This window comes from Mesobaculum littorinae, from assembly GCF_004011175.1.
In the GTDB taxonomy this organism is placed as follows: domain Bacteria; phylum Pseudomonadota; class Alphaproteobacteria; order Rhodobacterales; family Rhodobacteraceae; genus Tranquillimonas; species Tranquillimonas littorinae.
The window spans coordinates 237,728-264,264 of sequence record NZ_RQXX01000002.1; the positions used below are offsets into that span (position 1 = coordinate 237,728).

19 protein-coding genes are annotated in these 26,537 nt (G+C 71.1%); 7 read left to right on the forward strand and 12 right to left on the reverse strand.

Going from position 1 to position 26,537, the window contains the following annotated elements; translation table 11 throughout:
• Positions 1 to 135 precede the first annotated feature (135 nt).
• From treZ to glgX, 4 genes are all read left to right on the forward strand, one after another.
• A complete protein-coding gene (gene treZ / locus EKE94_RS05935) occupies positions 136 to 1,902 on the forward strand; it encodes a malto-oligosyltrehalose trehalohydrolase (RefSeq protein ID WP_127905691.1) in 1,767 nt (588 codons plus the stop codon).
• Complete coding sequence (treY, locus tag EKE94_RS05940; RefSeq protein ID WP_127905692.1) at positions 1,899 to 4,184, forward strand: malto-oligosyltrehalose synthase; 2,286 nt, start codon at positions 1,899 to 1,901, stop codon at positions 4,182 to 4,184. Before treZ ends, treY begins: the two co-directional genes overlap by 4 nt.
• A gap of 97 nt (positions 4,185 to 4,281) precedes the next feature.
• Entirely contained in the window at positions 4,282 to 5,544 is a 1,263-nt protein-coding gene (locus EKE94_RS05945) for a sugar phosphate nucleotidyltransferase (protein ID WP_127905693.1), read from the forward strand.
• Entirely contained in the window at positions 5,471 to 7,552 is a 2,082-nt protein-coding gene (gene glgX, locus EKE94_RS05950; RefSeq protein ID WP_127905694.1) for a glycogen debranching protein GlgX, read from the forward strand. Before EKE94_RS05945 ends, glgX begins: the two co-directional genes overlap by 74 nt.
• A gap of 234 nt (positions 7,553 to 7,786) precedes the next feature.
• On the opposite strand, the gene EKE94_RS05955 is transcribed toward glgX, so the two are convergent.
• On the reverse strand, positions 7,787 to 8,203 hold the full coding sequence (locus tag EKE94_RS05955) for a GlcG/HbpS family heme-binding protein (RefSeq protein WP_127905695.1): 417 nt from the start codon (positions 8,201 to 8,203) through the stop codon (positions 7,787 to 7,789).
• A gap of 1 nt (position 8,204) precedes the next feature.
• Positions 8,205 to 10,364 carry a malate synthase G gene (locus EKE94_RS05960; protein WP_127905696.1) on the reverse strand — a complete coding sequence of 720 codons (2,160 nt, stop codon included), beginning with the start codon at positions 10,362 to 10,364 and terminating at the stop codon, positions 8,205 to 8,207.
• Positions 10,365 to 10,671: 307 nt separating this feature from the next.
• On the opposite strand from EKE94_RS05960, the gene EKE94_RS05965 reads away from it, so the two are divergent.
• The gene (locus EKE94_RS05965) at positions 10,672 to 11,439 is read left to right on the forward strand and encodes a hypothetical protein (RefSeq protein ID WP_127905697.1); all 768 of its coding nucleotides are present in this window, start codon (positions 10,672 to 10,674) and stop codon (positions 11,437 to 11,439) included.
• Here the strand turns inward: EKE94_RS05965 and EKE94_RS05970 are convergent.
• Genes EKE94_RS05970 through EKE94_RS06000 form a run of 7 tightly spaced genes read right to left on the reverse strand, consistent with a single transcriptional unit; the run spans position 11,436 to position 19,993 of the window.
• Positions 11,436 to 12,599, reverse strand: a complete 1,164-nt coding sequence (locus EKE94_RS05970) for a glycosyltransferase (protein WP_164870841.1) — start codon at positions 12,597 to 12,599, stop codon at positions 11,436 to 11,438. The two genes, EKE94_RS05965 and EKE94_RS05970, sit on opposite strands and share 4 nt — an antisense overlap.
• On the reverse strand, positions 12,596 to 14,218 hold the full coding sequence (locus EKE94_RS05975; protein ID WP_127905699.1) for an O-antigen ligase family protein: 1,623 nt from the start codon (positions 14,216 to 14,218) through the stop codon (positions 12,596 to 12,598). The genes EKE94_RS05970 and EKE94_RS05975 overlap by 4 nt, the downstream gene beginning before the upstream one ends.
• A complete protein-coding gene (locus EKE94_RS05980) occupies positions 14,218 to 15,993 on the reverse strand; it encodes a GumC family protein (RefSeq protein WP_127905700.1) in 1,776 nt (591 codons plus the stop codon). Before EKE94_RS05980 ends, EKE94_RS05975 begins: the two co-directional genes overlap by 1 nt.
• Complete coding sequence (locus EKE94_RS05985) at positions 15,993 to 16,256, reverse strand: hypothetical protein (RefSeq protein WP_206615025.1); 264 nt, start codon at positions 16,254 to 16,256, stop codon at positions 15,993 to 15,995. The genes EKE94_RS05980 and EKE94_RS05985 overlap by 1 nt, the downstream gene beginning before the upstream one ends.
• Positions 16,253 to 17,461 carry a glycosyltransferase family 4 protein gene (locus EKE94_RS05990; protein WP_127905701.1) on the reverse strand — a complete coding sequence of 403 codons (1,209 nt, stop codon included), beginning with the start codon at positions 17,459 to 17,461 and terminating at the stop codon, positions 16,253 to 16,255. The genes EKE94_RS05985 and EKE94_RS05990 overlap by 4 nt, the downstream gene beginning before the upstream one ends.
• A complete protein-coding gene (locus EKE94_RS05995; RefSeq protein ID WP_164870842.1) occupies positions 17,458 to 18,825 on the reverse strand; it encodes a polysaccharide deacetylase family protein in 1,368 nt (455 codons plus the stop codon). Before EKE94_RS05995 ends, EKE94_RS05990 begins: the two co-directional genes overlap by 4 nt.
• 19 nt (positions 18,826 to 18,844) lie before the next feature.
• Positions 18,845 to 19,993 carry a sugar transferase gene (locus tag EKE94_RS06000; protein WP_127905703.1) on the reverse strand — a complete coding sequence of 383 codons (1,149 nt, stop codon included), beginning with the start codon at positions 19,991 to 19,993 and terminating at the stop codon, positions 18,845 to 18,847.
• A gap of 207 nt (positions 19,994 to 20,200) precedes the next feature.
• On the opposite strand from EKE94_RS06000, the gene EKE94_RS06005 reads away from it, so the two are divergent.
• Complete coding sequence (locus tag EKE94_RS06005) at positions 20,201 to 21,385, forward strand: glycosyltransferase (RefSeq protein ID WP_164870843.1); 1,185 nt, start codon at positions 20,201 to 20,203, stop codon at positions 21,383 to 21,385.
• A gap of 256 nt (positions 21,386 to 21,641) precedes the next feature.
• Here EKE94_RS06005 and EKE94_RS06010 read toward each other — a convergent pair whose 3' ends face one another.
• On the reverse strand, positions 21,642 to 22,745 hold the full coding sequence (locus EKE94_RS06010; RefSeq protein ID WP_127905705.1) for a GNAT family N-acetyltransferase: 1,104 nt from the start codon (positions 22,743 to 22,745) through the stop codon (positions 21,642 to 21,644).
• Positions 22,742 to 23,944 (reverse strand): GNAT family N-acetyltransferase, encoded by a 1,203-nt coding sequence (locus EKE94_RS06015; protein ID WP_164870844.1) that lies wholly within the window; start codon positions 23,942 to 23,944, stop codon positions 22,742 to 22,744. The genes EKE94_RS06010 and EKE94_RS06015 overlap by 4 nt, the downstream gene beginning before the upstream one ends.
• Positions 23,945 to 24,239: 295 nt before the next feature.
• Here EKE94_RS06015 and EKE94_RS06020 point away from each other — a divergent pair, with 295 nt between their 5' ends.
• Positions 24,240 to 25,853 (forward strand): lipid II flippase MurJ, encoded by a 1,614-nt coding sequence (locus EKE94_RS06020; RefSeq protein ID WP_164870845.1) that lies wholly within the window; start codon positions 24,240 to 24,242, stop codon positions 25,851 to 25,853.
• Here EKE94_RS06020 and EKE94_RS06025 read toward each other — a convergent pair.
• The gene (locus EKE94_RS06025) at positions 25,850 to 26,533 is read right to left on the reverse strand and encodes a hypothetical protein (RefSeq protein ID WP_206615026.1); all 684 of its coding nucleotides are present in this window, start codon (positions 26,531 to 26,533) and stop codon (positions 25,850 to 25,852) included. The two genes, EKE94_RS06020 and EKE94_RS06025, sit on opposite strands and share 4 nt — an antisense overlap.
• Between the last annotated feature and the right edge of the window lie 4 nt (positions 26,534 to 26,537).

Here is a 26,537-nt window from a genome sequence, read left to right on the forward strand (position 1 = left end):
GGTGCGCATGGGGGGCCTGTGCCGCGCGAAAGTGCGCCGCGCAAATGGCGTGGCCGGGCCCGGAACTTTCGCTAGGGGCGATGGTTGCCGCTTCGAGACCAGAGGTCCTACCTGAATGCGCGAGATGTTCCCCCTATGACGATTGATCCCGCCGACACCGCCCCCCGCACCGACGCCCGTCCGCTTTGGGGGCTGTGGCCCGCGGGGCCGGGGCGCTGGAGCTACCGCGTCTGGGCCCCCCGGGCCGCGCGCGCCGAGCTTGAGGTCGGCGGCTCCCGCCACCCGATGCAGCGAGACGACGACGGCCTGTGGGAGGTAAGCTTTGCCGCAGAGGAGGGCACCGTCTACCGGCTGGTGCTGGACGGTACCGCCACGCCCGATCCCGCCGCACGGCGGCAGGCCGGCGACGTGCATGCCGCCTCGGTCATCCTCGACCCGCGGGGCGCACATGCGTGGCAGGCCGACTGGCACGGCCGCCCGTGGGAAGAGGCGGTGATCTACGAGATGCACCTGGGCACCTTCACCGAGGGCGGCACTTTTGCCGCGGCGATGGACGAGCTCGACCGGCTGGCCGGGCTGGGGATCACCGCGATCGAGATCATGCCGGTGGCGCAGTTTCCCGGTGACCGGGGCTGGGGCTATGACGGGGTGAACCCCTATGCCCTGCATCCCGCCTACGGCACACGCGACGAGATGCGCGCCTTCGTCGATGCCGCCCAGGCCCGGGGCATGATGGTGCTGCTCGACGTGGTCTATAACCACTTCGGCCCGGATGGCGCCTATATCCACGGCGTCGCGCCCGAGTTCTTCGATGCAGGGCGCGACACGCCGTGGGGGCGTGCCATCGCTTTCGCCAAGCCCGCGGTGCGGCGCTATTTCATCGACAACGCGATCGAGTGGATCCGCGAATTCCGGCTGGACGGCCTGCGACTCGATGCCGTGCATCAGATCGCCGACGACAGCGACCCGCACTTCCTGGTGGAGCTGGGGCAGGCGGTGCGCAAGCTCGACCTCGGCCGCCCCATCCACCTTGTCAACGAGGACGAGCGCAACCTGCGCCGCTATCGCGACGGGCCGGACCCGGACTTTGCCGCAGAGTGGAACGACGACTACCACCACGCCGTGCACTGCCTGCTGACGGGCGAGAGCGAAAGCTACTACGAGAACTTCGCGCAGGACCCGATGGCCGACCTGGTGACAGCGATGGCCGACGGTTATGTCGAACACGGCCAGCCCCGGCATTCGGGCGAGGTGCGGGGCGAACCCGCGGGGGATCTGCCGACGACGGCCTTCGTCAACGCCAACCAGACCCATGACCAGGTCGGTAACCGGGCGCAGGGCGACCGCCTGATCACCCTGGCCGATCCGGAGGCGGTTAAGGTAGCGCATGGCCTACTGCTGCTGTCACCCTTCATCCCGATGCTGTTCATGGGCGAAGAGATCGGCGCCACCGCGCCGTTCCAGTTCTTTGCCGACTTCCATGGCAAGCTGGCCGAGGCCACGCGCAAGGGGCGCGCGGACGAGTTCGCGCGCTTCTCCTCCTTCGAGGGCGACGTGCCCGATCCCATGGCTTGGGACACCTTCGCCCGGTCGCGCCCCTTTGCCGATCCGCCGGCCCATGCCGCGGACTGGGCCGCGCTGACCGAACGTCTTCTGGATCTGCGGGCGCAGCATGTCGTGCCTCTGTTGAAATCGGGCCGCGACGGGCGGGCGCAGGTCGACCGCACCGGCGCGAAATCCCTGGTCGCCGCCTGGCCCTTTGCCGCGGGCACCCTGCGGCTGGCCGTGTCGCTGGGCGCGGCACCCGACCGCGTGCCCGAGATTCCCGATCCCTTCTTCACCATGGGCGACCCCGCGCGTGACGCGCTGTCGCTGACTGCAACCGTGGAGCATTCCGAATGATCCGTCCCCTGACCGCCACCTATCGCCTGCAGATGCGCGGTGGCATGGATTTCGCCAAGGCCGGGACGGTGTTGCCCTACCTGGCCGATCTGGGCGTCAGCCATGTCTACCTGTCGCCGATCTTCACCGCCGACGACGGATCGACCCACGGCTACGACGTGGTCGACCCGACCGAGATCGAGCCCGGGCTTGGAGGTGTCGACGGCTTTCGTCGCCTCGCCGATCAGGCGCACGGGATGGGTCTTGGCGTGATCCTCGACTGCGTGCCGAACCACACCGCCTTTTCCCTGTCGAACCCGTGGCTCTGGGACGTGCTGAAGTGGGGGGCGGTCAGCCGCTACGCGATGCATTTCGACATCGACTGGGCGCTGGGCCGGGTCAAGCTTCCGTGGCTCGAAGCGCCGTTCGAGACAATGCTGGCCGATGGTGCCTTTCGCGTGGTCGACGACGCGGAGGGCGGATTGCTCTTCGACACGGGCGGCATGCAGATCCCGATGCAGCCGCGCACCGAGATCCCCGAGGACCGGCGCGACGACCCCGAGGCGCTGCGCAAGGCGCACGACGCGCAGCACTGGCAGCTTGTCCATTGGGAGATGGAGCGCGACAGCGTCAGCCACCGTCGCTTTTTCAACATCACCGGACTCATCGGCATGCGGGTCGAGGATCCGCAGGTCTTCGAGGACACGCATGCGCTGCTATTCGACCTTGTCGACAGCGGCCATGTCGATGGTGTCAGGCTCGATCATATCGACGGGCTGGCCGATCCCACCGGCTATCTCGACCGTCTGGCGCAGCGTTTGCCACAGACCCCGGTCTGGGTTGAAAAGATCCTTGTCGGGGACGAGCCGCTGCCGGACTGGCCGGTTTCGGGCACCACCGGGTACGAGGCCGGTCGCGCCCTGGCCCGGGTGCTGACCCAGCCCGAGGGGCTGGCCGAGCTGGACCGGCTGTGGCGCAAGGCGACGGGTTATGAGGGCGATTTCCACGCAGCCCTGGACGAGGCCAAGGGCGAGGTTCTGCGCCGCGATCTCGGGGCCGAGCTTCAGGCGCTGCTGGCCCGGGTCGAGACGCTGGCCGAGGCCGACCCGACCGTCGAATTCGGGGCCGAGACCCTGCGCGAGGCACTGATCGCGCTGATCATCGCGTTTCCGCGCTATCGCTCCTACATCACCGAAGACGAGGTGCCGCCGGGCGACGCCGCGCTCTGGACCGAGGTTGCCGACACCGCCGCCGCGCAGCTGCGCATCGATACTGCGCTGCGCTGGCTTGCGGGCAAGATCATCGCGCCCGAAGGCGACGAGGCCGCGGCCTTCGTCAAGCGTCTGCAACAGACGACCGGCGCGCTTCTGGCAAAGGCGCATGAGGATACCGCCGCCTTCCGCTACAACCGCTACCTTGCCGCGAACGAGGTGGGTGCCGAACCCGACGCCCCCTGTCTCGACGCCGCGGGCTTCGACGCGCATCTCGCGCACCGGCAGAAGACCCAGCCGCTGGGCCTGACGCTGACCTCGAGCCACGACACCAAGCGCAGCGAAGACGCCCGGATGCGGCTGGTCGCGATCAGCCACGCACCCGAGGCGTTCTGGGAGCTGTGGGAAAGCGGCGCCGCTATCGACGGCGCGTCCGACGTCGACGCCAACCTGCGCTGGTTCGGGGTTCAGGCGGCGCTGGCGATCTGGGACGGGAACGACCCCGCGATCCCCGACCGCCTGCGCGAGCATCTGACCAAGGCGATGCGCGAGGCCAAGGAGATCACCAACTGGGTGCGCCCTGACGAGGCCGCCGAGGCGCGCGCGCTTGACTGGATCGCCGCGCTGGCCGGGCGCTGGGCGCAGACCCCGCCCGACGGCCTGCTCCGGCTGGCGGCTATCGGCGAAGGGCTGTCTTTGCGGCAGGTGGCGCTGAAGCTGACGATGCCGGGCGTGCCCGACATCTACCAGGGCGCCGAGGGGCCGCTGTTCCAGCTGACCGACCCCGATAACCGGGCCGAGGTCGATTTCGACGCGATGGCGGCCTTGCCGGCGGAGCCGGGCTTTGCCGGGGACAAGGCGCGCCTGACCCGCGCGCTGCTGGCGCTGCGCCGCGATCACCCCGACCTGTTCCGGGACGGCGCGGCCTCGTGGTCCGACGGCACGCTTTATCGTGCCGACGGCGGCACCCGGCTTTCCGTCGCGACCGCGCAGACCGATCCGGTGCCCGGCGGGCGCCGGATCTGGCCGGATACCATGGCCGAAGGGGCAGACGGCGCTCCGCGGCTGACGATTACGGTGAATGCCGATTAAACTAGTGTGACTGGGGCATGAATTCGGCCACCGGGGCGGGAACCCCGGTGGCCCAGCTGGACTTTCCTCCGCGACCATATCAGCGGAGGGTTCCACCATGGCGCAATCGTTCGACGACCGCGACCATCACGCCGGGGCCCCGCTGCGCGGCGTCGCCACCATCCTCCTTGCGGGCGGTCAGGGCAGCCGCCTGCACGAGCTGACCGAGGCCGAGTGCAAGCCGGCCATCCCCTTTGCCACCCGCGAACGCATCGTCGATTTCACCCTGGCCAACGCCGTCCGCTCGGGCCTGACGCTGGTGATCGTTGCCACGCAATATCGCCCCGCGACCCTCACCCGGCACCTGTTCACGTCCTGGCGGCGGCATTTCCCGGGTGGCCTCGTGATCCGCGACGGCGCGACCGTCACCGGTCGGGCCGGGGGCTATGCCGGCACCGCCGACGCCGTGCGCGCCAACCTCGACACGATCGAGGCCGAGGCCCCGACCGAGGTCGTGGTGCTGGCGGGCGATCACGTCTACCAGATGGACTATGCCGCGATGATCGCCGCCCACCGCGCCAGCGGGGCCAAGGCGACCGTGGCGGTCGATGTCGTCGCGGTCGGGGCCGCGCGGGGCTTCGGCGTGCTTGACGCCGATCTCGAGGGCCGGATCCATGCCTTCCAGGAAAAACCCGTCCACCCTGCCGCGATCCCCGGCGACCCGGCCCATGCGCTGGCTTCGATGGGGATCTACGTTTTCGACTGGCCGTGGCTGCGCTCAAGGTTGAACGAAACCGATGCCGCGGGGCAGGGGATGCTGGATTTCGGCGGCGACGTGGTGCCCCGCGCGGTGGCCGACGGCGCCGCGCTGGCCTTTCGCCTGCCGCCGCATGCGGGTCCGCAGGGGGCGCGGGCCAGAGGCTACTGGCGCGATGTCGGCACGCTCGATTCCTACCGCCGCACCGCGCTGGAGTTCCTCGGGAACCGCCCGCCCTGCGATCTGCCCTCGGCCTTGCGCGACAGGGCCCAGGCGCCGGACGAAACCGGCGCCCCCGTGGTGCACAAGATCATCGATCGCGGCCTCTTCCGTCGCTTGGCGGGAACCGTCGTCATGCCCGGGGCATTCCTCTCGGCAGGTATTCGGCTAAGCGACGCCATCGTGGCGCCCGGCACCGTGATCCCCTTCGGCCTCGTGGTCGGAGAGGACGAGGACGAGGATGCCACATGGTTCCGCCGGACGTCCGGCGGGACGACGCTGATCACGGCGCGGATGCTGGCCCGCCGCGCCGCGGAACGGACCAGGACCTATGCAATTCCGGGGATCGGGGCCGTGCGCCCCGCCCCATCCGAGGAGAACGGATTTGACGTCGGACGACTTTGACCTCATCGCGGCCCACAGCGATACGCTGGGCGCGGCCTTTGATGGTGAGGGCACGAATTTTGCCCTGTTCAGCGAAAATGCCGAACGGGTCGAATTGTGCCTGTTCGACGAGGAGGGGCAGGAAACCGATCGTTTGTCCCTTCCCGAAATGGAGGGCGGCGTGTGGTTCGGATACCTGCCCGGCATCCGCCCCGGTCAGCGCTACGGCTACCGCGTGCATGGCCCCTACGCGCCCGAAGAGGGGCACCGCTTCAACCCTGCCAAACTGCTGATCGACCCCTACGCGCGGCAGCTCTCGGGCGATCTTGAGTGGAATGATTCGCTGTTCGGCTATCCCATCGGCGGCAGCGATCTGGACCGCGACGACCGGGATTCGGCCGCCTATATCCCGAAATCGGTAGTGACCGATCCCAACTTCGACTGGGATCAGGATCGCGCCCTGCGTACCCGCTGGCAGGATTCGGTGATCTACGAGGCCCATGTAAAGGGCCTGACGATGCAGCACCCCGATGTCTACGAGGCTGCGCGCGGCACCTTCGCGGGCCTTGCCTCGGATCCGATCCTCGACCATCTGACCAAGATCGGCGTCACCGCGATCGAGCTTCTGCCGATCCACGCTTTCGCGCAGGACCGGCATCTGGTCGAAAAGGGCCTGTCGAACTACTGGGGCTACAACACGCTGAACTTCTTCGCGCCCCAGGCCTCCTACCTGCGATCGGGCCGCCTGGGCGAGCTTAAGGACGCGATCCGGCGCTTCCACCGCGCGGGGATCGAGGTGATTCTCGACGTGGTCTACAACCACACCGCCGAGGGCAACGAAATGGGCCCGACCCTGTCGTTCCGTGGCATCGACAACGCCTCATACTACCTGCTGTCCGAGGACAAGCGGCACTGCTTCGACACCACGGGCACGGGCAACACGCTGAACGTGGCGCACCCCATGGTGCTGCGGATGGTGCTCGATTCCCTGCGCTACTGGGTGCAGGTGATGCATGTCGACGGCTTCCGCTTCGACCTCGCCTCCACGCTCGGGCGCGAACCCGAAGGGTTCGAACGCGGCGGCGCCTTCTTTGCCGCGATCCGGCAGGACCCGGTGCTGTCGACGGTCAAGCTGATCGCCGAACCCTGGGACGTGGGCGAGGGTGGCTACCAGGTGGGCGGCTTCCCCTGGCCCTTCCGCGAATGGAACGACAAGTTTCGCGATGGCGTCCGGTCGTTCTGGCGTCGGGATCCGGGGCAGGCGGGCAAGCTCGCGCCGCGGCTGATCGGCAGCCCGGTGCAGTTCGACCACTCTCGGCGGCCCGCGACCTCGTCGATCAACTTCGTCTCGGCGCATGACGGCTTCACGCTGTGGGACACGGTCTCCTACAACGACAAGCACAATGACGAGAACGGCGAGGGCGGCGCCGACGGGCACAATCACAACCTCAGCGACAACATGGGCGTCGAGGGGCCGAGTGACGACAGCACCGTCACCGCGGCCCGCGAACGGCGGGCCGGGGCAATGCTGGCGACCCTCCTTCTGTCGCGCGGGGTGCCGATGATCCTCGCGGGCGACGAGGTCGGCAACTCGCAGAACGGCAACAACAACGCCTATTGCCAGGATACCGAGGTGTCGTGGATCGACTGGGACGGCGGTCATGATTGCCTGACCGACCTCGTGGCAAAGCTGGCCGAACTGCGCCGGGACCTGCCGCATTTCCGCGCCCGCGGTTTCCCCGGCTCGCAGGAGATCCGCGCCGTCTTCGACCCCGAGATGCAGTGGCTGTCGCCAGAGGGCGGCGAGATCACGGAAGACGGCTGGGCAACGGACGACTGCGTCGGCCTGTCCCTCGCGGGCGAGGGCACGCAGGTGCTGATCGTGGTCAACGGCGGCGATGCGCGGCGCTTCTCCCTTCCCGGCGACGGGTGGGAGGTACGTCTCTCCAGCGGTCCCGATCCCAAGCTCGACGGCGATACCGCCGAGGTCGACTGGCAGACGGTGGCCGTCCTGACCCGTCCCCTCTGACGGCCGCGCCCCCGACCGGCGCCTGACCGCGCCGGTCCCCCGGCCACGCTACGTCCATCATCCTGCCGAGCCGAAAGAAAACCCCGCGCACTTGGCAAAAGATACCTGCCGCAGGCGTGACGCGCCCGGCCGGGCCGCGCACTCTTTTCGCTTCTTCTCTTCGAAAACACTCTCCGGGGGTGCGGGGGTGGAAAACCCCCGCTTCGGCGCCCCGGAAGGGGGCGCCGAATACCCTCACCCGCTCAGGCCAGCGATCCCCGCCTGGGCCACGTCCCGGTCCTGCGCCGGCGTGCCCGAGGACACGCCAATCGCGCCCACGACCTCGCCGTCGACGATGACGGGCAGACCGCCTCCGACCACCATCAGCCGACCACCTATGGCCGAGGCGATGCCGTAGGCCGGTCCACCCGGCTGGCTGATCTCGCCGTATTCGTGCGTCGCCTTCTTGGCGGCCGCCGCGGTATAGGCCTTGTCGATCGCGATGGTGACCGACGTCACCTTGCCGCCGTCCATCCGCTCGAAGGCCAGCAGCGTGCCGCCCTCGTCGGTGACGGCGATGCACATCGGCACACCGATCTCTTGCGCGCGGGCCCGGGCGCCGGCGATCAGGATCCCGGCGTCCGCGATGTCCAGACGTCTGACCGTCAGCATCTCATGCCTCCCGGTAAAGCTCTTTTGCCTCGCGGCGGCGGCGATGAAGGACCGGCTCGGTATAGCCCGAGGGCTGGTTGATCCCGTCGAAGATCAGCTCGCGCGCGGCCAGGAAGGCAGGGCCGTCATAGGCCGGCGCCATCGGGCGATAGGCCGGGTCGCCCGCGTTCTGGGCGTCGACCTTCTTGGCCATCCGCTGCAGGCTGTCGTCCACCTGGTCAGGCGTCACCAGCCCGTGCTCCAACCAGTTGGCCAGGTACTGCGACGAGATCCGCAGCGTCGCGCGGTCCTCCATCAGCGCCACGTCGTCGATGTCGGGAACCTTCGAACATCCCACGCCCTGGTCGACCCAGCGAACAACGTAGCCCAGGATCGACTGGCAGTTATTGTCCAGATCGCGGCGCACCTCGTCGTCGGACAGGTTGCGTCCGGCCAGCAGCGGCGGGGTCAGAAGCGCCGCGCGCGACGCCGCGGCGCGGTCCATCAGGTTGTCCTGCACCTCGAAGACGTCGACCGCGTGATAGTGCGTGGCATGCAGCGTCGCGGCGGTGGGCGAGGGCACCCAGGCGGTGGTCGCACCGGCGCGGGGGTGGCCGATCTTGGCCTCCAGCATCTCGGCCATGCGGTCGGGCTTGGCCCACATCCCCTTGCCGATCTGGCCCTTTCCCTGCAGCCCGGCCGCAAGGCCCGCATCGACATTGCCGTCCTCGTAGGCGGCCAGCCATCCGGCATCCTTCATCTCGGCCTTGGGCACGAAGGCGCCGGCCTGCATCGAGGCGTGGATCTCGTCCCCGGTGCGGTCCAGGAAACCGGTGTTGATGAAGACGATCCGCGACTTGGCCGCCCGGATACACTCGGTCAGGTTCACCGAGGTGCGGCGCTCTTCGTCCATCACGCCCAGCTTCACCGTGTTGCGCGGCAGGCCCAGGATATCCTCGACCCGGGCGTAAAGCGTGTCGGCAAAGGCGACCTCGTCCGGGCCGTGCATCTTGGGCTTGACCACATAGACGTTGCCGGTGCGCGAATTGCGCGGGCCTTGGGTTTTTTTCAGGTCGTGCATGGCCGCGGCCACGGTGACGAGAGCGTCCAGCATGCCTTCGGGCGTCTCGACGCCGTCGCGCATCACCGCGTCGGTCGTCATCAGGTGGCCGACGTTGCGCACCAGCATCAACGCCCGGCCCGGCAGTGTCAGGCGCCCGTTGTCGGGGTCGCTGTACTGCCGGTCGGGGGCGAGGCTGCGGGTGACCTGCCGTCCGCCCTTGTCGAAGCTCTCCTTCAGGTCGCCGCGCATCAGGCCCAGCCAGTTGGCATAGGCGGCCACCTTGTCGGCGGCATCCACCGCCGCGATGCTGTCCTCGCAGTCCTGGATCACGGTCAGTGCCGATTCCAGCACCACGTCCCGCAGGCCCGAGGGGCGCGCGGCGCCGACCGGATGGGCGGGGTCGATCACCAGCTCGATATGCAGGCCGTGGTGGCGGAAGAGGTAGGTCGCGCTGCGCCCCTCCTCGACATAGCCGGCAAAGGATGCCGGGTCCTGCAGCGGTACCTCGCCCGCGGCGGTTTCGGCATGCACGACCGAACCGTCGCGACGATAGCGCGTCACCTCGGTATGGCTGGCGCCGTCCAGCGGCAGGACATTGTCGAGAAATGCCGCCGACCATGCCTCGGCCTGGGCGCCGCGCGCGGGGTCGTAATCCGACCCCTCCGGCGCGCCGGGCAGCGCATCGGTGCCGTAAAGCGCGTCGTACAGAGACCCCCAGCGCGCGTTCGCCGCGTTGAGCGCAAAGCGCGCGTTCATCACCGGGACCACCAGCTGCGGCCCGGCGACACGCGCGATCTCGGGGTCGACCTTGCCGGTCTCGATCTGCAGCGGACCGCCATCCGGGGCGATGTACCCGATCTCGCGCAGGAAGCTTTCGTAGTCGGTGCCGTCGATCGGCTGGCCGCGCCGCTCGCGGCACCACGCGTCGATCTTTTTCTGGAACGCCTCGCGCTGCTCCAGCAGGGCGGCGTTCCGCGGCATCAGGTCGGCCAGCAGCCGGGCATAGCCCTGCCACAGGTCCTCGGGCGTGACGTCGAGACCGGGCAGAACCTCGGACTCGATGAACTCGGCAAGAGGGGCGGCGATATCGAGCCCGGCGCGGGTCACAATGTCAGTCATGGCAATCCTCTGTTATCCTCGTGATCTGACGCACACCGGGCGGAAAATGCAAACTGATACCACTGATCTTTCCCGAAACGAGAGGATACGCGCAACGGTTGCGGCGCAAGGCGGCGGCGACATGCGCCAGCATTGTAATGCGCGGGACCCGCAGGTCGACCGAACCGGGCAAGGTTCCGGCAGGATCCATGCTGGCATTCGTCCCGTGACGTGCCGCGAAACCGGAACCTTCCCGCCCGAGATCCTGCGGCACCCGGGCGGACGGCGGGCCCCGGATGACGCGGCGCCAGGCGCAGGCCGGGACCTTATGCAGGGCGCCGTTTGCGCGGGCCTTGGCCGGCCGGCCCGGGCGGTGCGGCGGCGGGTGGCGGCAACGCTGCGCGCGCGGCTGGCCGCGGCGGTGGCGGCGGTGCTGGCGGCCTGCCTGCCGGGGGCCTCCGCGGCGGGACCGGTTTCGCTGTGCCCCGTCCCCGCGGGTCCGCCGAAGCTGGAGGTGCAGGAGGTCGGGGGCCGCGTGAGCTGTCGCACCACCGACGCCGGGCCTGCCCTGCACGCACGGGCCGGCCCCGCGCGGAAGGGCGTGGTGACCAAGGCCGCCGTGATCCGTCCCTTCCCCCGTGCCCGTGCCCGTGCCGGCGCGGTGATCGAGGCCGAGGCCATGTTCCTCTTTCCGCCAGGGAGCCCGCGCGACTCGGTCCTGCTGATGGATCTGGAGTGCAAGCATTGCGGCCTCGCAGGGAATCCGGGCCCGCGGATGTACCTGCGCGACGGCCAGCTGCGGATCGATCGGGCCAAGATCGGTGTACACCACGCCTGGGCGCGGGCGGATACGCCAAAGATCCCCGCGGGACGCTGGGTGCGCATCCGCTGGCGGCTGCGGCTGGGCGGCGCGGAGGAGGGGCGGTCGCAGGTCTGGCTGGACGGGCGCGAGGTGCTGGACGACCGCGGGCGCACGCTGCCCGAAGGTGGCCGGGTCGCGGCGCTGGACCGGCTTCAGATCGGCATCACCGCGCAGTCGAACGACCGCGAGGCCGAGCTTTTCCTGCGGGATCTGCGGCTGGACGTCCGGCCCTAGGCCGCATCGCGCACCGGGGCCCAGCGGGTCGAACGGACGCCCGCCGCATGGCGCAGGATCGCCCAGGCCATCGCCGCGTGTCCCAGCGTGAACAGCACCGCGGCGGCGGCGCCGGGCACACGGCGGGCGGGGGGTAAGACCAGCGCCGCCAGCGCCAGCCCGTAGACCGCCGCCTGACCCGCCAGCGTCAGGGCATAGAAGGCGCCCGCCCCGGCCAGCGCCAGGTTGACGGCCGCGAAGGCAGGCAACAGGAACGCCACCAGGCGGCGCAGCGCCTTGTGGCAGAAAAGCTGCGGCGCGTAGAGCCCGGTGCACAGCGGGTTCATCAGCCCCGCATGGTGCCAGAGCCCGCGCCAGCCCCGCTCGGTCGATCGCACGCGGCGCCCGAACTCGGCCCCCGTGCGGCCTGTCACGCCCTCCTGCGCGACGGCGCCGGGGGCAAAGGCCAGCCGCCGTCCGCGCGCCACCACGCCCAGCGAGATGACCAGGTCGTCGGCCATGTCGGCTGGGACCTCGCCCACCAGCTCCCGTCGCGCGGCATGCAGGGTGCCCTGCGACGATACGGTCCCGCCCAGCCGGTCTTCGGCGGACTTGAGCGCGTTGTCATAACGCCAGAACACCCTTTCGGCCCGGGCCATCAGGCCGCCGCCCCGGGGAATGTCGAGCCGCCCGGCAACCCCGCCGACCTGTGGATCGGAAAACGGCCGCAAGAGCGCGCGCACCGCCCCGGGGGCCAGCAGGCTGTTGGCGTCCGAGAAGATCACCACCCGGTTCGCCGCGATCCGCGACAGCCCGGCGTTCAGCGCCGCCGCCTTGCCGTCGTGGCCGGGCCGGTCGATCACTGTCACGCGCAGCCCACCGGTCTGGTCGGCCGCGCGCGCGGCGTCGCGGACCCGGTCCACCGTCGCATCCTCCGAGCCGTCCGAGACGACGAGGATCTCGACCTCGTGCGGGCCCAGATCCTGTTCCTGCAGCGACCGCAGCTTGGCCCCGATATCGGCGGCCTCGTTCCGCGCGGCGATCAGCAGCGTCGCGCGCTGCGGGGCCTCGGCGTGCCGCGCCCGGGGCGGGGCGAGCCGGGCCAGCGCCATCCAGAGCAGGCCGTAGCCGCCCAGCGAAAACAGGATGAGAGACAGGAGTGTCCAGTAAAGCGTCGTCATGCGGGGTCCTTCCGGGCCAGCCACGCGGCCTTGGCGCATAGGGCGACGAGGATCCAGAGATACTTGATATCCTCGTTCGGCATGAAGAGGCTGGCCACCAGGAACACCACCAGCGCATGTCCCAGCGCCGAGGCGCGCGCCGCCGCGGCGCCCATGCCCCGCGCCGCGCGCAGGGCCATCGTCACCGCCCCGCCAAGCGCGCCTAGGAATAGGCCAAGCCCAACCAGCCCGGTTTCCGCGGCTACCTCGAGATAGGCGTTGTGCAGCCGCCGCGGCATCAGTTCGCGCCCCGGGTACCAGCGGTAATCCGCGCCGGCATAGTGCTGGGGGAAGCCGCCCGGGCCGGTGCCGAAGACCGGGTTCTGCGACAGCAGGTCCAGCCCGATCAGGTTGTAGGAGATCCGCCGCAGCAGCGTCCGGTCCGAGGTGTTGCCGCCATCGAAGAGGTCGCCCAGCACATCGAACCGCTCCCACAGCGACGCCGGCACGAAGGGCAGCAGCGCCAGTCCGCCCGCAACGCACGCCGCCATCGCCAGCGGAAACCGTGGGTGGCGGCGGTAGCGCCATGCCAGCAGGGCAAGCCCTGTGCCGGTGGCCAGGATCGCGCTGCGTGCCCCCATCAGAGGCAGGCCCATAAGGCACAGCCCCGCGAGCGCCGCCCAAAGCCAGCGGCGCGCGGGGTCGCGCAGCGCCATCACCACGGCCACCATGAAGCTGACCGCGATCAGCTGGGCCGCCGTCGTCGGGTTTTCGGCTGACCCGCCCGAGGACCGGATCTCGCCCCGCCAGTCGGCGATGTCCTGCGCGTCGATCACCGGGGTCAGGCGGATGCCGCCCTTGGCCTCGAGCAGCACCAGTAGCGCCGAGATAGCGCCGCTGGCAGCAAGGATCAGCACCGCGCGGTCAAGGTCCCGTGCCGTGCCGAGCGACAGCGCGATGATCGGCACCAGCAGAAGCGTGGAGAGCAGGTCGATCGTCTGTTCGCGCCCCGCCGCGCCCATCGGCGACAGGAAATGCGTCAACGCCACCCAGAGCGCGAAGAAGAGCGACAGCACGACTGGCCCCGAGGGCGCGGGGCGCCCCGTGCGCGCCTTGGTCCGGGCCAGCAGCAGCGCCAGCGCGGCGAGCGTCGCCGCCGACAGGAGCTTGAACAACGACACCGGGCTGGCGCGGTTGGCGATCTCGACCACGCCATCCAGCTGCGCCATCGCGATCAGGGCCAGCGCGCCCGCGCCCGGCGCGGCGATCAGCACCGCCAGCAGTCCGGCTCCGGCGGCCAGTCCCAGGGCCAGCAGAATCGCCGTCTGGCCCGTCGCCGCAAGCCCGGCCAGCCCCAGCGCCCCCAGAAGCGTCCCCGCCCCGGACCGGTGCGGACGCCCGTCGCCCGTCAGACCGACAGCGATGACGGTGCCGAAGCGGTGGTCGGCCGGGCCCGCCCCGGGAACCCGCCCCCCCACGCGTCGAGGGGCTGCCGCTGCCTGCGCGTCGTAGCCATCTGTGCCGCCTTTATCCGTGCCCCGGCCATCCGCGCCGCCCCGCGATCCGGGACCGTCCGATCCGGGACCGTCCGATCCGCCGCCCGCGGCGGTGCCATGGCGCCCGAAGGGGCGGCGGCGCATCAGCCCCGCTCCCGCCCGGCGGGCAGAAGGGTGACATAGGCGGTCGCGATCTCGACCCCCGGCGCCATCGCGGCCAGCCGGGTCTCGGCCCGGATCAGGTCGTCGGGCGTGCTTTCGCCGCGGCCGGTGGTCAGCACGATCAGCCCCAGTCCGGCCGGCAGATCGCCGGCGTGGCGCACCCCGCTGGCCCGCCCGGCGTGGATATCGGGGTTGTAGGGGTAGCTTTCCGCGATGGCCCCCGCCATGGCGATGGCCCGGTCGGTCTGCGCAAGGTCGAGCACCAGCACGGGGTCGTCGGTGTCGAAGCCCGCGAACCCCATGTAGGGCACGTCGTCGGTCACGCCCGCGCCGCTCAGGCCTTGCGCGGGGATGCGGGCCTCGCCCAGCACCGTCAGCCCGCCGCTGCCGGCAAGATCGGCGGTGGTGGTCATGCGCCCGCCCAGCAGATCGCGCGCCACGACCAGCATCAGTGCCAGCACCAGCCCGGCCGCCGTGCCCATCATCGCCCGCTTCAGCACCTTGGGTTCGGCGGGGTAGAGCGGCGGGCGCGCGGGGTCGATGGGGCGAAGTGTCTCGCGCCCCTCGGACTGGTTGAGCTCGGTCGTCAGCAGCCGCTGGTCGATGTCGCTCAGCCGTTCGCGGGCCTGCAGGATCTCTTCCTGCTTGGCCTCCAGTGGGGCCTCGACCGAGGCCAGCCGCGACAGCTGGGTTTCGAGGTCGACGACGATGCGGTCGCGGGTCGCGACGCTTTCCTGCAGCTCGATCTCGCGCAGCCGGGCGCGGCTCAGCTCGTCCCGCGTCACGTCGTCGAGGCCCGAGCGCCGCAGCCCGGTATCCTCGTCCGACACCTCGGCCAGCTGGGTGCGCGTGGCGGTCAGATCGGCGCGGTCGCTGTCCAGTCGCTCGCGTTCGTTCGACAACCGGGCAATCAGGCTTTGCCGTTGCGACCCGAGGTCGACAATGCCCAGGTCCGAGCGCAGTTCGGTCAGTTCGCTGCGCCGTGCCTCCAGCGCGGCCTCGGCCTCGGCCCGCCGGTCACGCAGGAAGCCCGTCATCTCGTCCGTCGCGGCGCCGGTCTGCTCCGAGGCACGCTCCTGATAGGCCTGGGCCAGGATATTGGCGATCGACGCCGCGGTCTCGGGGTCGTTCCAGCCAACCGAGATGCGCATGATGAAGCTGCTTTCGATCATGCTGACGGATGTCGCGTCCTGGATGTCGGCGATCACCGCCTCGGGGCCCTCCAGTTCGACGAAGCGACCCGAGTTCATCCAGTGCAGCGCGCCGCGGACCGAGCGCTTTACCTGCGACAGCGCGGCGACGAGCGGCGGCTTGGGCGTGGCCTGCGGCGCGCCGCTCGCGCGGTCGACCAGCGTCCGGTAGACGCGGGCGGCGACCTCGTGGCTGCGCAGGTATTCCATGTGGCTTTGCGTGACGACGTTGGCGCTGTCGTAGGGCGAGGACCTCACGTAGCTTTGGGTAAAGCGCAGCTCGGCCTCGGTCGGCTGCACGGTCACGGTGGCCGCGGCGATGTAGACCGGGTTCGTCGCCAGCTTGTAGACCGCGAAGAGCGTGGCCAGCAGACCCGCCGCAACGGTGATCAGCGCGACCAGCCGCAGGTTCTGGCGGAAAAGCTCAAGATAGTGCCCCACCGGGCCGCCAGTTCCCGGCCCCCGCGACGCACCGGCGGCGGTGGCCCGCCCGGTGGCGGTGCGCAGGGCGGGCAGGGTGTCGCCACGGCCCGAGGGCAGGGCGGGCAGCTTGTCGATGAAGGACATCAGGCGGCCTCGCTTTCCGGGATGCGGGCGGGATGGGCCCGGACGAAGGGGGGCGCGCGGCGGGTGGTCGTGCGGCGGGTGGTCGTGCAGCGGGCGGTCGTGCGGGCGACGGCCAAACGGGCGGCGCCCAAGCACATGGCGTGGTTGCGTGCGGCATCCTTGCAGGCGGCGGCCATCGACTGGGGCGCCAGGCCGTTGGTGGGGCCGCTGGTCGGGCCGCCGGGGGCCCTCAGGCGGGGCGGCCTCAGGCGGGGTACGGTCATGCGACGGCCCCGTCGCGTGCCGCTGCGCCGAACAGCGCGTATTGCCGCGCGGCATTGCGGGCCAGATCATACTCGGCTTCGACGAGGGCGCGGCCCCGCAGCGCCATGGCGCGCGCGGCCACGGGGTCGCGGCGGATATCCTCCAGCGCTGCGGCCAGCGCCGCTGCGTCATTCGCAGGCACCAGCCGCCCGGTATCGCCGTCGCGGATCAACTCGGGGATGCCCGACACGTCGGTCGAGATGGCGGGGCGGGCAAAGGCCAGCGCCTCCATCATGACATTGGGAATCCCCTCGGTCCGGCCGCCGGGGCCGATGATCGAGGGCGCCACGCAGACATGTGCGTCGCGGTAAAGCTCGCTCACCCGGGCGAAATCCTGCTGCCCGAGAAACCGCACCCGCGGTCCGAAGCGACGCGCGGCCGCTTCCAGCGCCGCGCGGTCCGGCCCGTCGCCCGCGATGGTCAGCCGCCAGTCGGCGTCCCGCGGCATCCGGTCCAGCGCGTCGAGCAGCACCGGCACCCCCTTGCGCGGCTGCAGCGAGCCCACGTAGAGAATCTCGAACCGCCCTTCCGGCGCGGCGGGCAGTGGGCGGATCCGCGCGGTGTCGACGCTGGAATGGATGACCTCGATCCGCTCGTCCGGGACACCCGGCACGCGGTTGACCAGAAACTTGCGGGCAAAGTCGCTGACGCTGCGCACCGCCGAGGCGGCAGCGAATTTCTCGGCCAGCAGGCGCTGCGAGCGGAAGATGTCATGTGCCCGGCAGGAGATCGAGTAGGGCGTGCCCGAGACGTGGTGCGCGATCCACGCCGCCGTCGCGGGATGGCCGGCGAATTCGGCATGAACATGGTCGGCGCCCCAGGCGCGCAGCTCGTCGCCGATGGCCAGCGCGGCGGGGGTCAGGGCCAGCGACTTGGCCGCGATCCGTCCGTCTTCCCGCTGCACCCGGGCGATCGTTGCCCCCAGCCGGGCGGCAAGACCCCTGTGGCGCAGCGCGGCGCGGGCGGCCTGGACGCCGGCCAGCGGCACGTGCCGGGCATGTGCGGCCAGCGGGGCTGCGAACTCGTGCAGGATCTGGCCGTGGCGCCACCGCGTCAGGTGATAGATGCGCAGATCGGCCCCCATCCGGCGGAACTCCATCAGGTCGCGCTGGATGAAGGTCTCGGTCGTCTTGGGAAACTCGGTGACGAGAACGGCAAGCTTCATGACGCTGCCCTTTCCGGTGATGGCGCAGAGACGGGGCCAGAGACGGGGGCAGAGCCCGCGGCTGTCCGCACGACGGTGCGCGCGCAAGTGTCCGGGGTCCGGCCCATGCCGGTGCCCGCGGAGGCGGCGGGCCGCCGAAGCAGGCGCGCCACGCGGCGGATCGCGGCGATGGCGCACAGCGGCAGCGCCCAGTAGAGGTTGCCCTGGAAGCAGCGGATATGCGCCCGCAGGGCGAGATCGTCGAGCGGGCCGCAGCGGACCCCGGCATAGTCCTGCCCGGCATGCAGGCGGGCTATCACCCGCGGATCCTCAGACGCGGTGTTGCGCCCGGCCCCCGCCGTCGTCGCCAGGTATCCCGCGTTCTGCGCAGCGGTGCGGCCCTCGGGCGTGGCGCGGTTTTCGGGCCAACAGAACAGCCGCGGCGGGCGGCCCAGATGGGTGCGGAACACGCGGTCGACCGTCTGGAAAGTGCGGGCGAGGCGGGCGCGATAGGCGGCATCGGTCTCGATGCCGACGAACCGCCAGCGCCGCGCGGCAAGGGCGGGGGCGCTGGGCCGCAGCACCGCGCCCTCGGCCGGCAGCCAGCGCTCGGTCAGGTGCCAGTCATGCTTGGGCCCCGGCGCGCAGGACCACAGGAGCGGCGCGTGCCGGGCCCGGTCGGCGCCGGTCACGCGGGCCCGGACCTCGGGGCCCGTCTCGACCCGTCCATGGTCGGTCCCGTGCGCCTCGACCTTCAGGCCCTGCGCCTCAAGCTGGCGCAGCTCGCGCCAGCTCATGTAGCCGTCCCACCGCAGGTGGGCGCTGTCGCCCATCCGGGGGGCAAGCGGGCGGTCGGGGGCAATGAAGTCGGTCGAGACGAATACCGTGGCGCAGGCGCCGTGGCCGGCAAGTATCGGCGCCGCCGCGACCCAGGTATCGAGGTATCCGTCGTCGAAATGCAGCGCCACGGCGTTGCGCGGCAGGGGACGCCCCGCAAGCCTGTCGCGCGTGAGGGTTTCGGTGTCGACCACGCGCAGCCCCATCCGGGCGAACAGCCTCAGGTGCCGGTCGAGCGTGGCGGGGCGGATCGACGTGTCGCGCGCCCAGGGCAGCCACGCGGCGTCCTCGGATACCGAATGATAGGTCAGCACCGGCAGGCCACGCGGCAGAATCATTTGCCGGTGCATCAGCAGGGCCCCCAGCACCGCCCCCACGGCTGCGCCGAGGGCTGCCCCGGCTGGCGTCCCGGCGCCGCCCGGCAGGCCCAGCGTGACCGCGGCGATCCCGGTGGCAGCGGAAAGGCCCAGCACCACGGCGCCCCACTGCGCCACCCGGCGATGCCGGTCGCGCCGCCGCGGGGCGGCGTCGTCGTGCGGGGGCGGCAAGGGGGCGCGGCCCGTCATCTCAGGCCGGCAGGACGGAGAGGTCGAGCAGGTAGCGCTCGATCCGGTAGCGGGTGTAGTCCGAGGGGACGGTGTAGGTCGCGTAGGCGATGAAGCCCGACTGCCCCACGCCCATCGGATAGACGGCGCGTATCTCGGCCTCGACCGCGATACGCAGCTGCCGCCCGTGCCGACGGCGGGCGAGGATCTCAAGCCGCGCGGGCCCTTCCTTGGGCGGCAGGGTGGTGACCATCTGGATCACCTCGTCCGACACGCCGCACAGCGCCGCGGTCAGCCGTCGCCCGTCCTGTTCGCCCTCGACCCGGACGTTGCGCAACCGGCGAAAGCCCGAGCGCAGCCAGGTATGCGCCCCCACGGGCGACCGCAATTCGCGGATCGCCTCGGCCAGGCTGGCGATGCTGCGCAGGACCACCCACAGCCCCACGCGGGCCAGAAACAGCGACAGGGCGCCGTAGCGGATCGGCGCGGCGCAGCACATCCGGTTGAACCGGCCGCGCACCTTCTTGGGCGTGCCATGCGGCATCAGCGCCTGGCTGAGCCCGACGAGCCCGGGGCGCACCCGGAAACGCCCGGCATGGGCGGGGTCGGTGACGGCATAGATATGTTCGATCTCGGGCCGCACGGGGCGGGGGCCGAAGAACACCATTTCGCCGCGCAGGATGTTGACCAGCTGCGGCAGCTCGTCCATCCGCGTCTTGCGCAGGTAGCTGCCCAGCGTCGTCTCGATCGTCGTGTGTTTGGGCAGGGTGCCGTGCGCCGTCAGCTTCGCCGCGCCCGCGTCAAGCGTGCGGAATTTGAGGATCCGGAACGGGCGGCGGTCCTTGCCCAGACGGGTCCCCGCGTAGAAGACCGGGCCGCCGCAGGTCGTGCGGCAGAGGAGGTAGAGCAAAAGGAAAAGCGGCGCGGCCGCCACCAGCAGCAGCGCCGCCAGCGTGCGGTTCAGCGCGGCGTCGAGGCGCTCATGCCGCGGCAGGTAGCCCGAGCGTACCGCCGCCGGCGACAAAAGCCCGCGGCACGCGCCCGAAGAGGGGTCCGGACGTCCCGAGGCTCGGGCCCGGCCCGCCGGCCAGAGCGGCTCTGCCGGGTCACGGCGCAGGGGCGCCGCCGGAAGCGGGTGGGAAGAGACCGGATCAGTATCGGTCAGGGCCATCAGATCCCCCGGAAAAAAGACTTTGAAAGACACAATTCTGCGAGAATGCCACGTGTCTGCCGCGTTCAAGACATATTTGTTAACATTTGTTTCATTAAATAGGCGGCCAACTTTCCGGTTGTCGACATTTCTCCCGCGAACAGGCTGTTTCCCTGCCCCGCTCTGGTCACAATTCGATCTCTAATTATCAGAATACAGGGTATTTTGTTGAAAAGGCCGCGCCGCCGACCCACCAGCCACACTGCCGCAGCCTGTCCCGGTGTCGCCTTCGTCCTGCCTCATTTCGAGGTCGGAGGCATCGAAACGGGCGTCCTGGAGTACGCCAACGCCCTGGCGAATCGGGGTTACGCGCCATCGCTCATCCTGTCGTGCAGGCGTGGGGGCCTGTTGTCGCGGCTGGTTGACGGGGTGACGGTCTACGACCTTGGCGGGCGCCGCGCGCTGGTGACGATCCCGGCGCTGGCAAAGGCCATCCGGCTGTCCCGGGCCGAGGTCGTTTATTCCGGCACCAATGCCCGCAACATAGCGACGCTTCTGGCGGTGTCGCTGATCCCCGCGCGGGTGCGTCCGGCGGTCCTGATCTCGGAACATACCTCGCCCGGGGATTACCTGTCCGGCGCGCGGGCGCCGCGGCTGCGCCGGGCGCTGATGCGGCGGCTCTATCCCCGCGCGCAGGCGCTGCTGGCCCCGACCGAGGGCCTGGCCGAGGACTGGCTGAGCGCGCTGGACCTGGACCGCCCGCGGGTGATGTTGCAGCCCAACCCGATCCTGGGGCCCGCGGCCCTGACGATGTCCGAGAGGGTCGCGACCCGGACCGGCCCCTACCGCGACCCCGCGCTGATCGTGGCGGTGGGGCGGTTCGATCCCGTGAAGGGGCATGACCTGCTGATCGACGCCTTTGCCCGGCTGCATCGCCAGTATCCGTGGCTGCGGTTGGTCATCTACGGCGACGGCGCCGGGCGCGCGGCGCTTGAGACGCAGATCGCCTCCGCGGGGCTGGCGCAGACGGTGCGGCTGGCCGGCCATACCGATGATGTCGCCGGGGCGCTTGCGCGGGCGGCGGTGCTGGCGGTGCCGTCGCGACGCGAGGGGTTCGGCAACGTGGTGATCGAGGCCCTGGCGCAGGGCACGCCCGTCGTCGCGACCGACTGCTACGGTCCCGCGTCGCTTTTGCGTCGGGTGGGGGCGGCGGGCCGGATCGTGGCATGCAACGACCCGGCGGCCTTGGCCGAGGGGTTGGCCGCGATCCTCGGGGATCCCGCCGCCCGGCCGGTGGCGCTGTCGCGCGGCCTGAGCCTTGCGCGCGGATACACGGTCGACGCCGCGGTGACGCAGTTCGTGGCGACGGCGCGGTGGGCAGCCGACCAGGCGCGGGGCCGGCCCCACCGCTGACCACTGGGCGCAGGCGGCCTGGGCGACAGGTCCTGCAGGGCGCCCCGCCGGCAGCTCGTCACGCCGGCAGCTTCCCGAACCCGCGCTCCCCGGTCTTTCGTACACTCGACGATGTCCCTCGCAGGGCGTGAGGCTCATCCTTGCGGCAACGGCCCGGCCTTGCGACCCCGGGCATCGGCCCCGGCCCCATGTCCGGGTCGGCCCCGTCGTGAACCGACGTGGTGCGGAGGGCAGGGACGGGGGAGGTGGACCGCGCTCAGGCGCCGGATCCCCGCTGCATCCGTCGCAGGGCCCGCGTTGCCCCGGCCAGCAGGGGGCGCAGCGTGATCTCGTGGGCGGGGACGAGATCGACGATTTCGGGCCGGAACCGCATCTTGAAGCTGTCGCGCCGGGCCGCGGCGGGGTCGCGCGCCTGCGCCTCGGGCCGGCTCAGGCCGCTCATGTCCAGCCAGCGCGGCGGATGCGGGTCGGTGACCGCGTCGCGGATCGCGGTGTCGAAGGCGATGAAGGTGCGCGGCAGCTTGCTGTCGGCCTCGGCCCACGCGACCGAGACGGGTAGGGCGCGGTCGCCGTCGCGATAGGTGACGAAGCCGCCGAAGACCCGCCCCTCGTGCTCGACGATGTTGAAACTGCCGCCGCGCCGCCGAACCCAGTCGAGATGCCCGGCCGCGTCCGGATGGCCCGCGCCTTCGAAGCCGCGCGTGTCGCGGAACGCGGCCACGCAGGCGTCGAACCATGCAAGATCGGCCGCGTCCCGGACCGGGCGCGTGGTCAGCCCCGCCTTGGGGATCGCCCGCAGCTGCCGCCGCATCTTTGCGCCGAACCGTGCATAGATATCGTCCAGGGTTCCGGAAAGGTCCACGAGACCGGTGCGTGTATGCAGCGTCTGCCGTGCCTCGGGCAGAGGGCGGGCGCCATGCGCTGCCAACGCCTTTTCGGCGATGCGCGCCGCCTCGCCGCTCCAGCGGGGGTTCAGCGTCAGGCTCACCACCCCCGCGCCGCGCAGGGCGGGCAAGAGATCGGCCAGCAGGGGGAAGAGGTCGCCGGGCGTCGCGGTGACGGGGCCGCGCCGGAACGCCGCCGTGGCGTATCCGCCGGCAAGACGGGTCAGCCGCAGCACGCCCACCAGCCGCAAGGGACCGGGGCAGCCGTCCGGGGTCGCGGCGTCGGACATTGTGACCAGCCGGTAGGCATGCCGGCGGTTGTTGCGCGGCGCGACCTCGGGCCAGTCAGGGTCCTGCAGGTAGGAGTAGGCGGGCGAGGCTTGCACGAAGTTTAGCGCGGCGGCGCGCGTCGCCGCGTCGGGCAGTGCGTGAATGGCAACCCGGGGCCCGCCCCCCGTCGCGGTCGCGCCGCTCATGGCCGGGGTGTGTCGGTAGCGGACTTGGCCTGAGCCGCGGCGCGGGGCCCGGGCTTGGCCCCCGACCAGCGGCGCAGACGGCGGCGCAGGCCGCGCAGCGCCCGCGCGCTTTCCCACCCCAGCACGGCGGCGGGGTCGAACCGGCGGTGCAGGATCACCCGGTCAAGCGGGCGGCTGTCGGTCGCAAGCTCCTGGTTCAGCTTCGAGGTCCGCATGAAATCCACCCGTGACATCCCCGCCGCGGCGGCCGCCACCGAAACCCGGTGCAACGCAAGCCGGCCCGGGCTGGACTTGGCATAGGTCTCGTTGAACTCGTGGCTGACCGCCAGCCAGGTGTCGCCGTCGCGCAGCGCGAAGTAGCCGCAGACCGGCGTCTGGCCGTCATGCAGCGCACCGAAGCGCGCCCGGTCGGGCCCCAGCCGGTGCGCCAGCCCGCGCAGGAACGCCGCACCCGCCGCATCCGCGCCGAATCCGGTGCCCGCCGCCGCCTTCCACGAGGTTCGCGCCACAGCCAGGTAGCCTTCAAGCGCGCCCTCGGGGTCGTCGGCCGTCTCGGTCCAGGCAAAGCCCGGGGCCTCGTGCGCCTTCTCGGCCCGCCGGATCAGCCGCCGCTGGCTTTTCGAGCGGGTGGCGAGGTAAGCCTCGATCCCGCCTGTCAGCGCGACGCTGTCGCCCTGGATCACCTCGCGTCGTTGCAACGCCAGACCTGCATCCCGGGCAGCCCGCGCGATCATGTCGGCGTCGGCCCGCTCGACCGGGTCGAGCCTCAGGTATCGCCCCCGGCCGAAGCCGCGCAGCAACGCGGCCAGCACCGCCTCGGGCCTCTCCTCCGGGTGGGTGCCGGGGGTAAGGGGCGGCAGCAGCAGGCCGGCAAAGCCCAGCCGTCCTTCGCCCAGGGGCAAGAGCGCCCGGGCCGGCCCCGCCATCAGCGGCAGCGCCCCGACAAGCCGACCGTCGCGATGCGCGGTCACGACACGCAGCGCCGCGTCGCGCCCGTATGACTCGAGCCAGGCCGACAGGAACCCGTGATCGGCATAGACCGTGGCGCGGCTGCGCGCGTGCAGCGCGGTCCAGGCGGGGGCGAGCGCGTCGAAGGCGTCACGCCACTTGATCACGTCGATCCGCAGCCCGGCCGTGGCCCGCGCGTCACCGCGGGATGACGCGACCGCTGGGCGGTGCGAGGCGCTGTCGGTCGGCATCGGGTGGGACCTTTCGCGGCGGTGAAATCTGTCCACTTCGTGACCTGAGAAGCGCCCCAAGGCAACAATTGCGGCGTAAACCGGGCCGTATAGTCGGCTGACGCGCGACAAAGGAAGCACTTCTACCAGTCGAACGCGAATTCCCGAAACAAAAGCGCGACAGAGCTTCCCTCGCCGCGGCAAGGCTGCTTTCCCTGTTCGCATCGGCATGCCGACCGCCCCGGCTCGATTCGTCGTGCCTGCGCCGTGCCACCTGTCCGCCCGCCACGCAGGGCATCGCAAAGGACCGCCGTCCATGTCCCCGACCGCCGCGCGTGTCTATGCCGTGACGCTGATGAAGGCGCTGGGGCTCGTGGTGACGTTCCTTCTGGTGATGGCGCAGGCGGCGATCTTCGGCACGGGCGCGGCGGCTGACGCCTTCTTCTTCGCCCGCCGCACCATCGGTGCCTTCAGCGGGCTCTTCGAACAGGGCGCGCAAAGGCTGTTCGTCCCCGCCTTCGTGCAGGCCTGGGCCGCCGAGGACGACGGGGACGGGCCGCGTGCCGCCCGTCGCGTGCTCTGGCGCGCCACGCTGGGGCTGTCGGCGGCGGTGGCGCTGGGGGCCGTGGGGGCGATCCTGGCGGCGGGGCCGCTGGTCACCCTGCTTGCGCCGGGGTTCGAGGGGCCCGTGCGCGACGGGGCGATCCTCGCGTTCAGGATCCTTCTGGTCGGGTTGCCTCTCAACATGGCCGCGGCGGTGCTGGGCAGCTTCCAGTTCGCCCGGCGCCGCTTCGTTCTGGCCACGGCGGCGACGCTGGCGCCGCGGGTGACTGTGCTGGCCGCCATCGCCGGGATCGGCGCGGCAGTGACGCCTGCCCAGCTTTCATGGGCCGTCAACGCGGGCGTGGCGTTGATGGCGGCGCTGATGCTGTGGAACGCGCTGCGGGCGCTGGCGCCGGCCGCCGACCCCGCCCCCCAGGGCGCGCCCTGCGAGGTGATCGACCCCTCTCTCGCCCCTTCCGACGGTGCGGCCGCACCGCGGCCCGCCGCGTCCCGCAACCGCAAGGCCACTGGTACCGGCACCCGCGCCACCGCCGTCGCGCTGTTCTCGGCGGGACAACTCGCCACCACCTGGATCGACACTGCCCTGGCCTCGCTGGCCGGACTGGGCGCGCTGGCGATCCTCTACCTCGCGCAGCGGCTACTGAACGCGGCACCGGGGTCGGTCAACGCCGCGGTCTCGAACGTGTTCTATACGGAATACGCCCACGCGGCCCTCGCCACGCGCACGAGGCAGGCGGCCGAGGTCGCGACCGGCCTGCGGCTGAGCCTCTTCCTGATCCTGCCCATCGCCGCGCTTCTCCTGGCCGAGGCGCCGCAGATCGTGCGCCTCGTGCTCGAACGGGGCGCCTTCGACGCAGGTGACAGTGCCGCGACCGCGGGGCTGATCCGGGCCCTTGCGCCGCTCTTGGTGGTCAACGCCGTCTTCGCCCTGGCGATCACCGCGATCCTGGCCGATGACGCACTGCCGATGCGGGCGGCTGCCATCCGGGTCTCGCTGGTCTCGATCGCGCTGCGCTGCGTGCTGGGGGCGGCGCTGGTGGGGCCCTTCGGGCTGACCGGCCTCGCGATCACCTTCCTCGTGGCTGATGGGGCGCAGATGGCGACGGCCTACGCGATGCTGCGCCGCGCGTTGGGCCCTATCCTGGCACCGGCCGACCACGCGGGCCTCGCGGGTATGACGGGCGCGGCCATCGCTGCCGGAGGGCTGCTGCTGCTGATGCCCGGGACCGGCCTCCCGGCGTTTGCCCTGCAGGGGGCGGCTTTTGCCATGGCGTATCCCGCCCTTGCCGCGGCCTTCGGCGTGGCCGAGGCGCGCGCGCTGAACCCGCGCAGGCTCTTCTCGCGGGTGGGGCGCCGGGCCCGCTAGCTGCAGATCCCAGCGATCGGCGCTTCGCCCCAGGGCACGAGGACTGTCCCGACCTCGGGGCCCGTCGTCCGGGCCAGCCCGGGGAAATGCGGGGCCAGAAGCGCGCGCAGCCTGTCAGTGCGGGCGCCCTCGGGGTCCAGCGTCCGGCAGCAGACGTATTCCTCGACCAGCGATCCCTGTTGCTCGTAGGAAAACTGCAGAAACCCCCGCCGCTCTCCCAGATCGAACAGATAGGGATCGCCACGGGGGCTGTGCTCGGCCGCGGCGCGTATCGGGTGATACCCCGTCACCGCACGGTTCTGCCATTGCCAGACATGCGTCATCTCGTGCGCCAGCAGCATCGCGCGCGCCAGCGTCAGCCGCTCGGGGTAGGCCTCCATCAGGTCGTCGCGGTAATACCGGCGCGACATGAACATGGTGTCGAACAGCACGAAGGCCGCTGTGCGCGTCACGATCACCGGAGCCACCTCGGGCGGCAGGATGCGCTCTCGGCAGGTCAGGGACGGCCGCGGCGGGCGGCTGTGCCGGATGTCGCCGATCAGCGCACCGTCGACGATGCGCACCCGGCCCATGTCGAGCGCCTCGCCGTGCAGCGTGGCGGTAAACGCCCGTTCGTTTTCGGACAAGGGGCGCCCGCAGCCGCCAGCCAGAAGGCAGATCGCCAGAACGATGCGCAGCACGAGA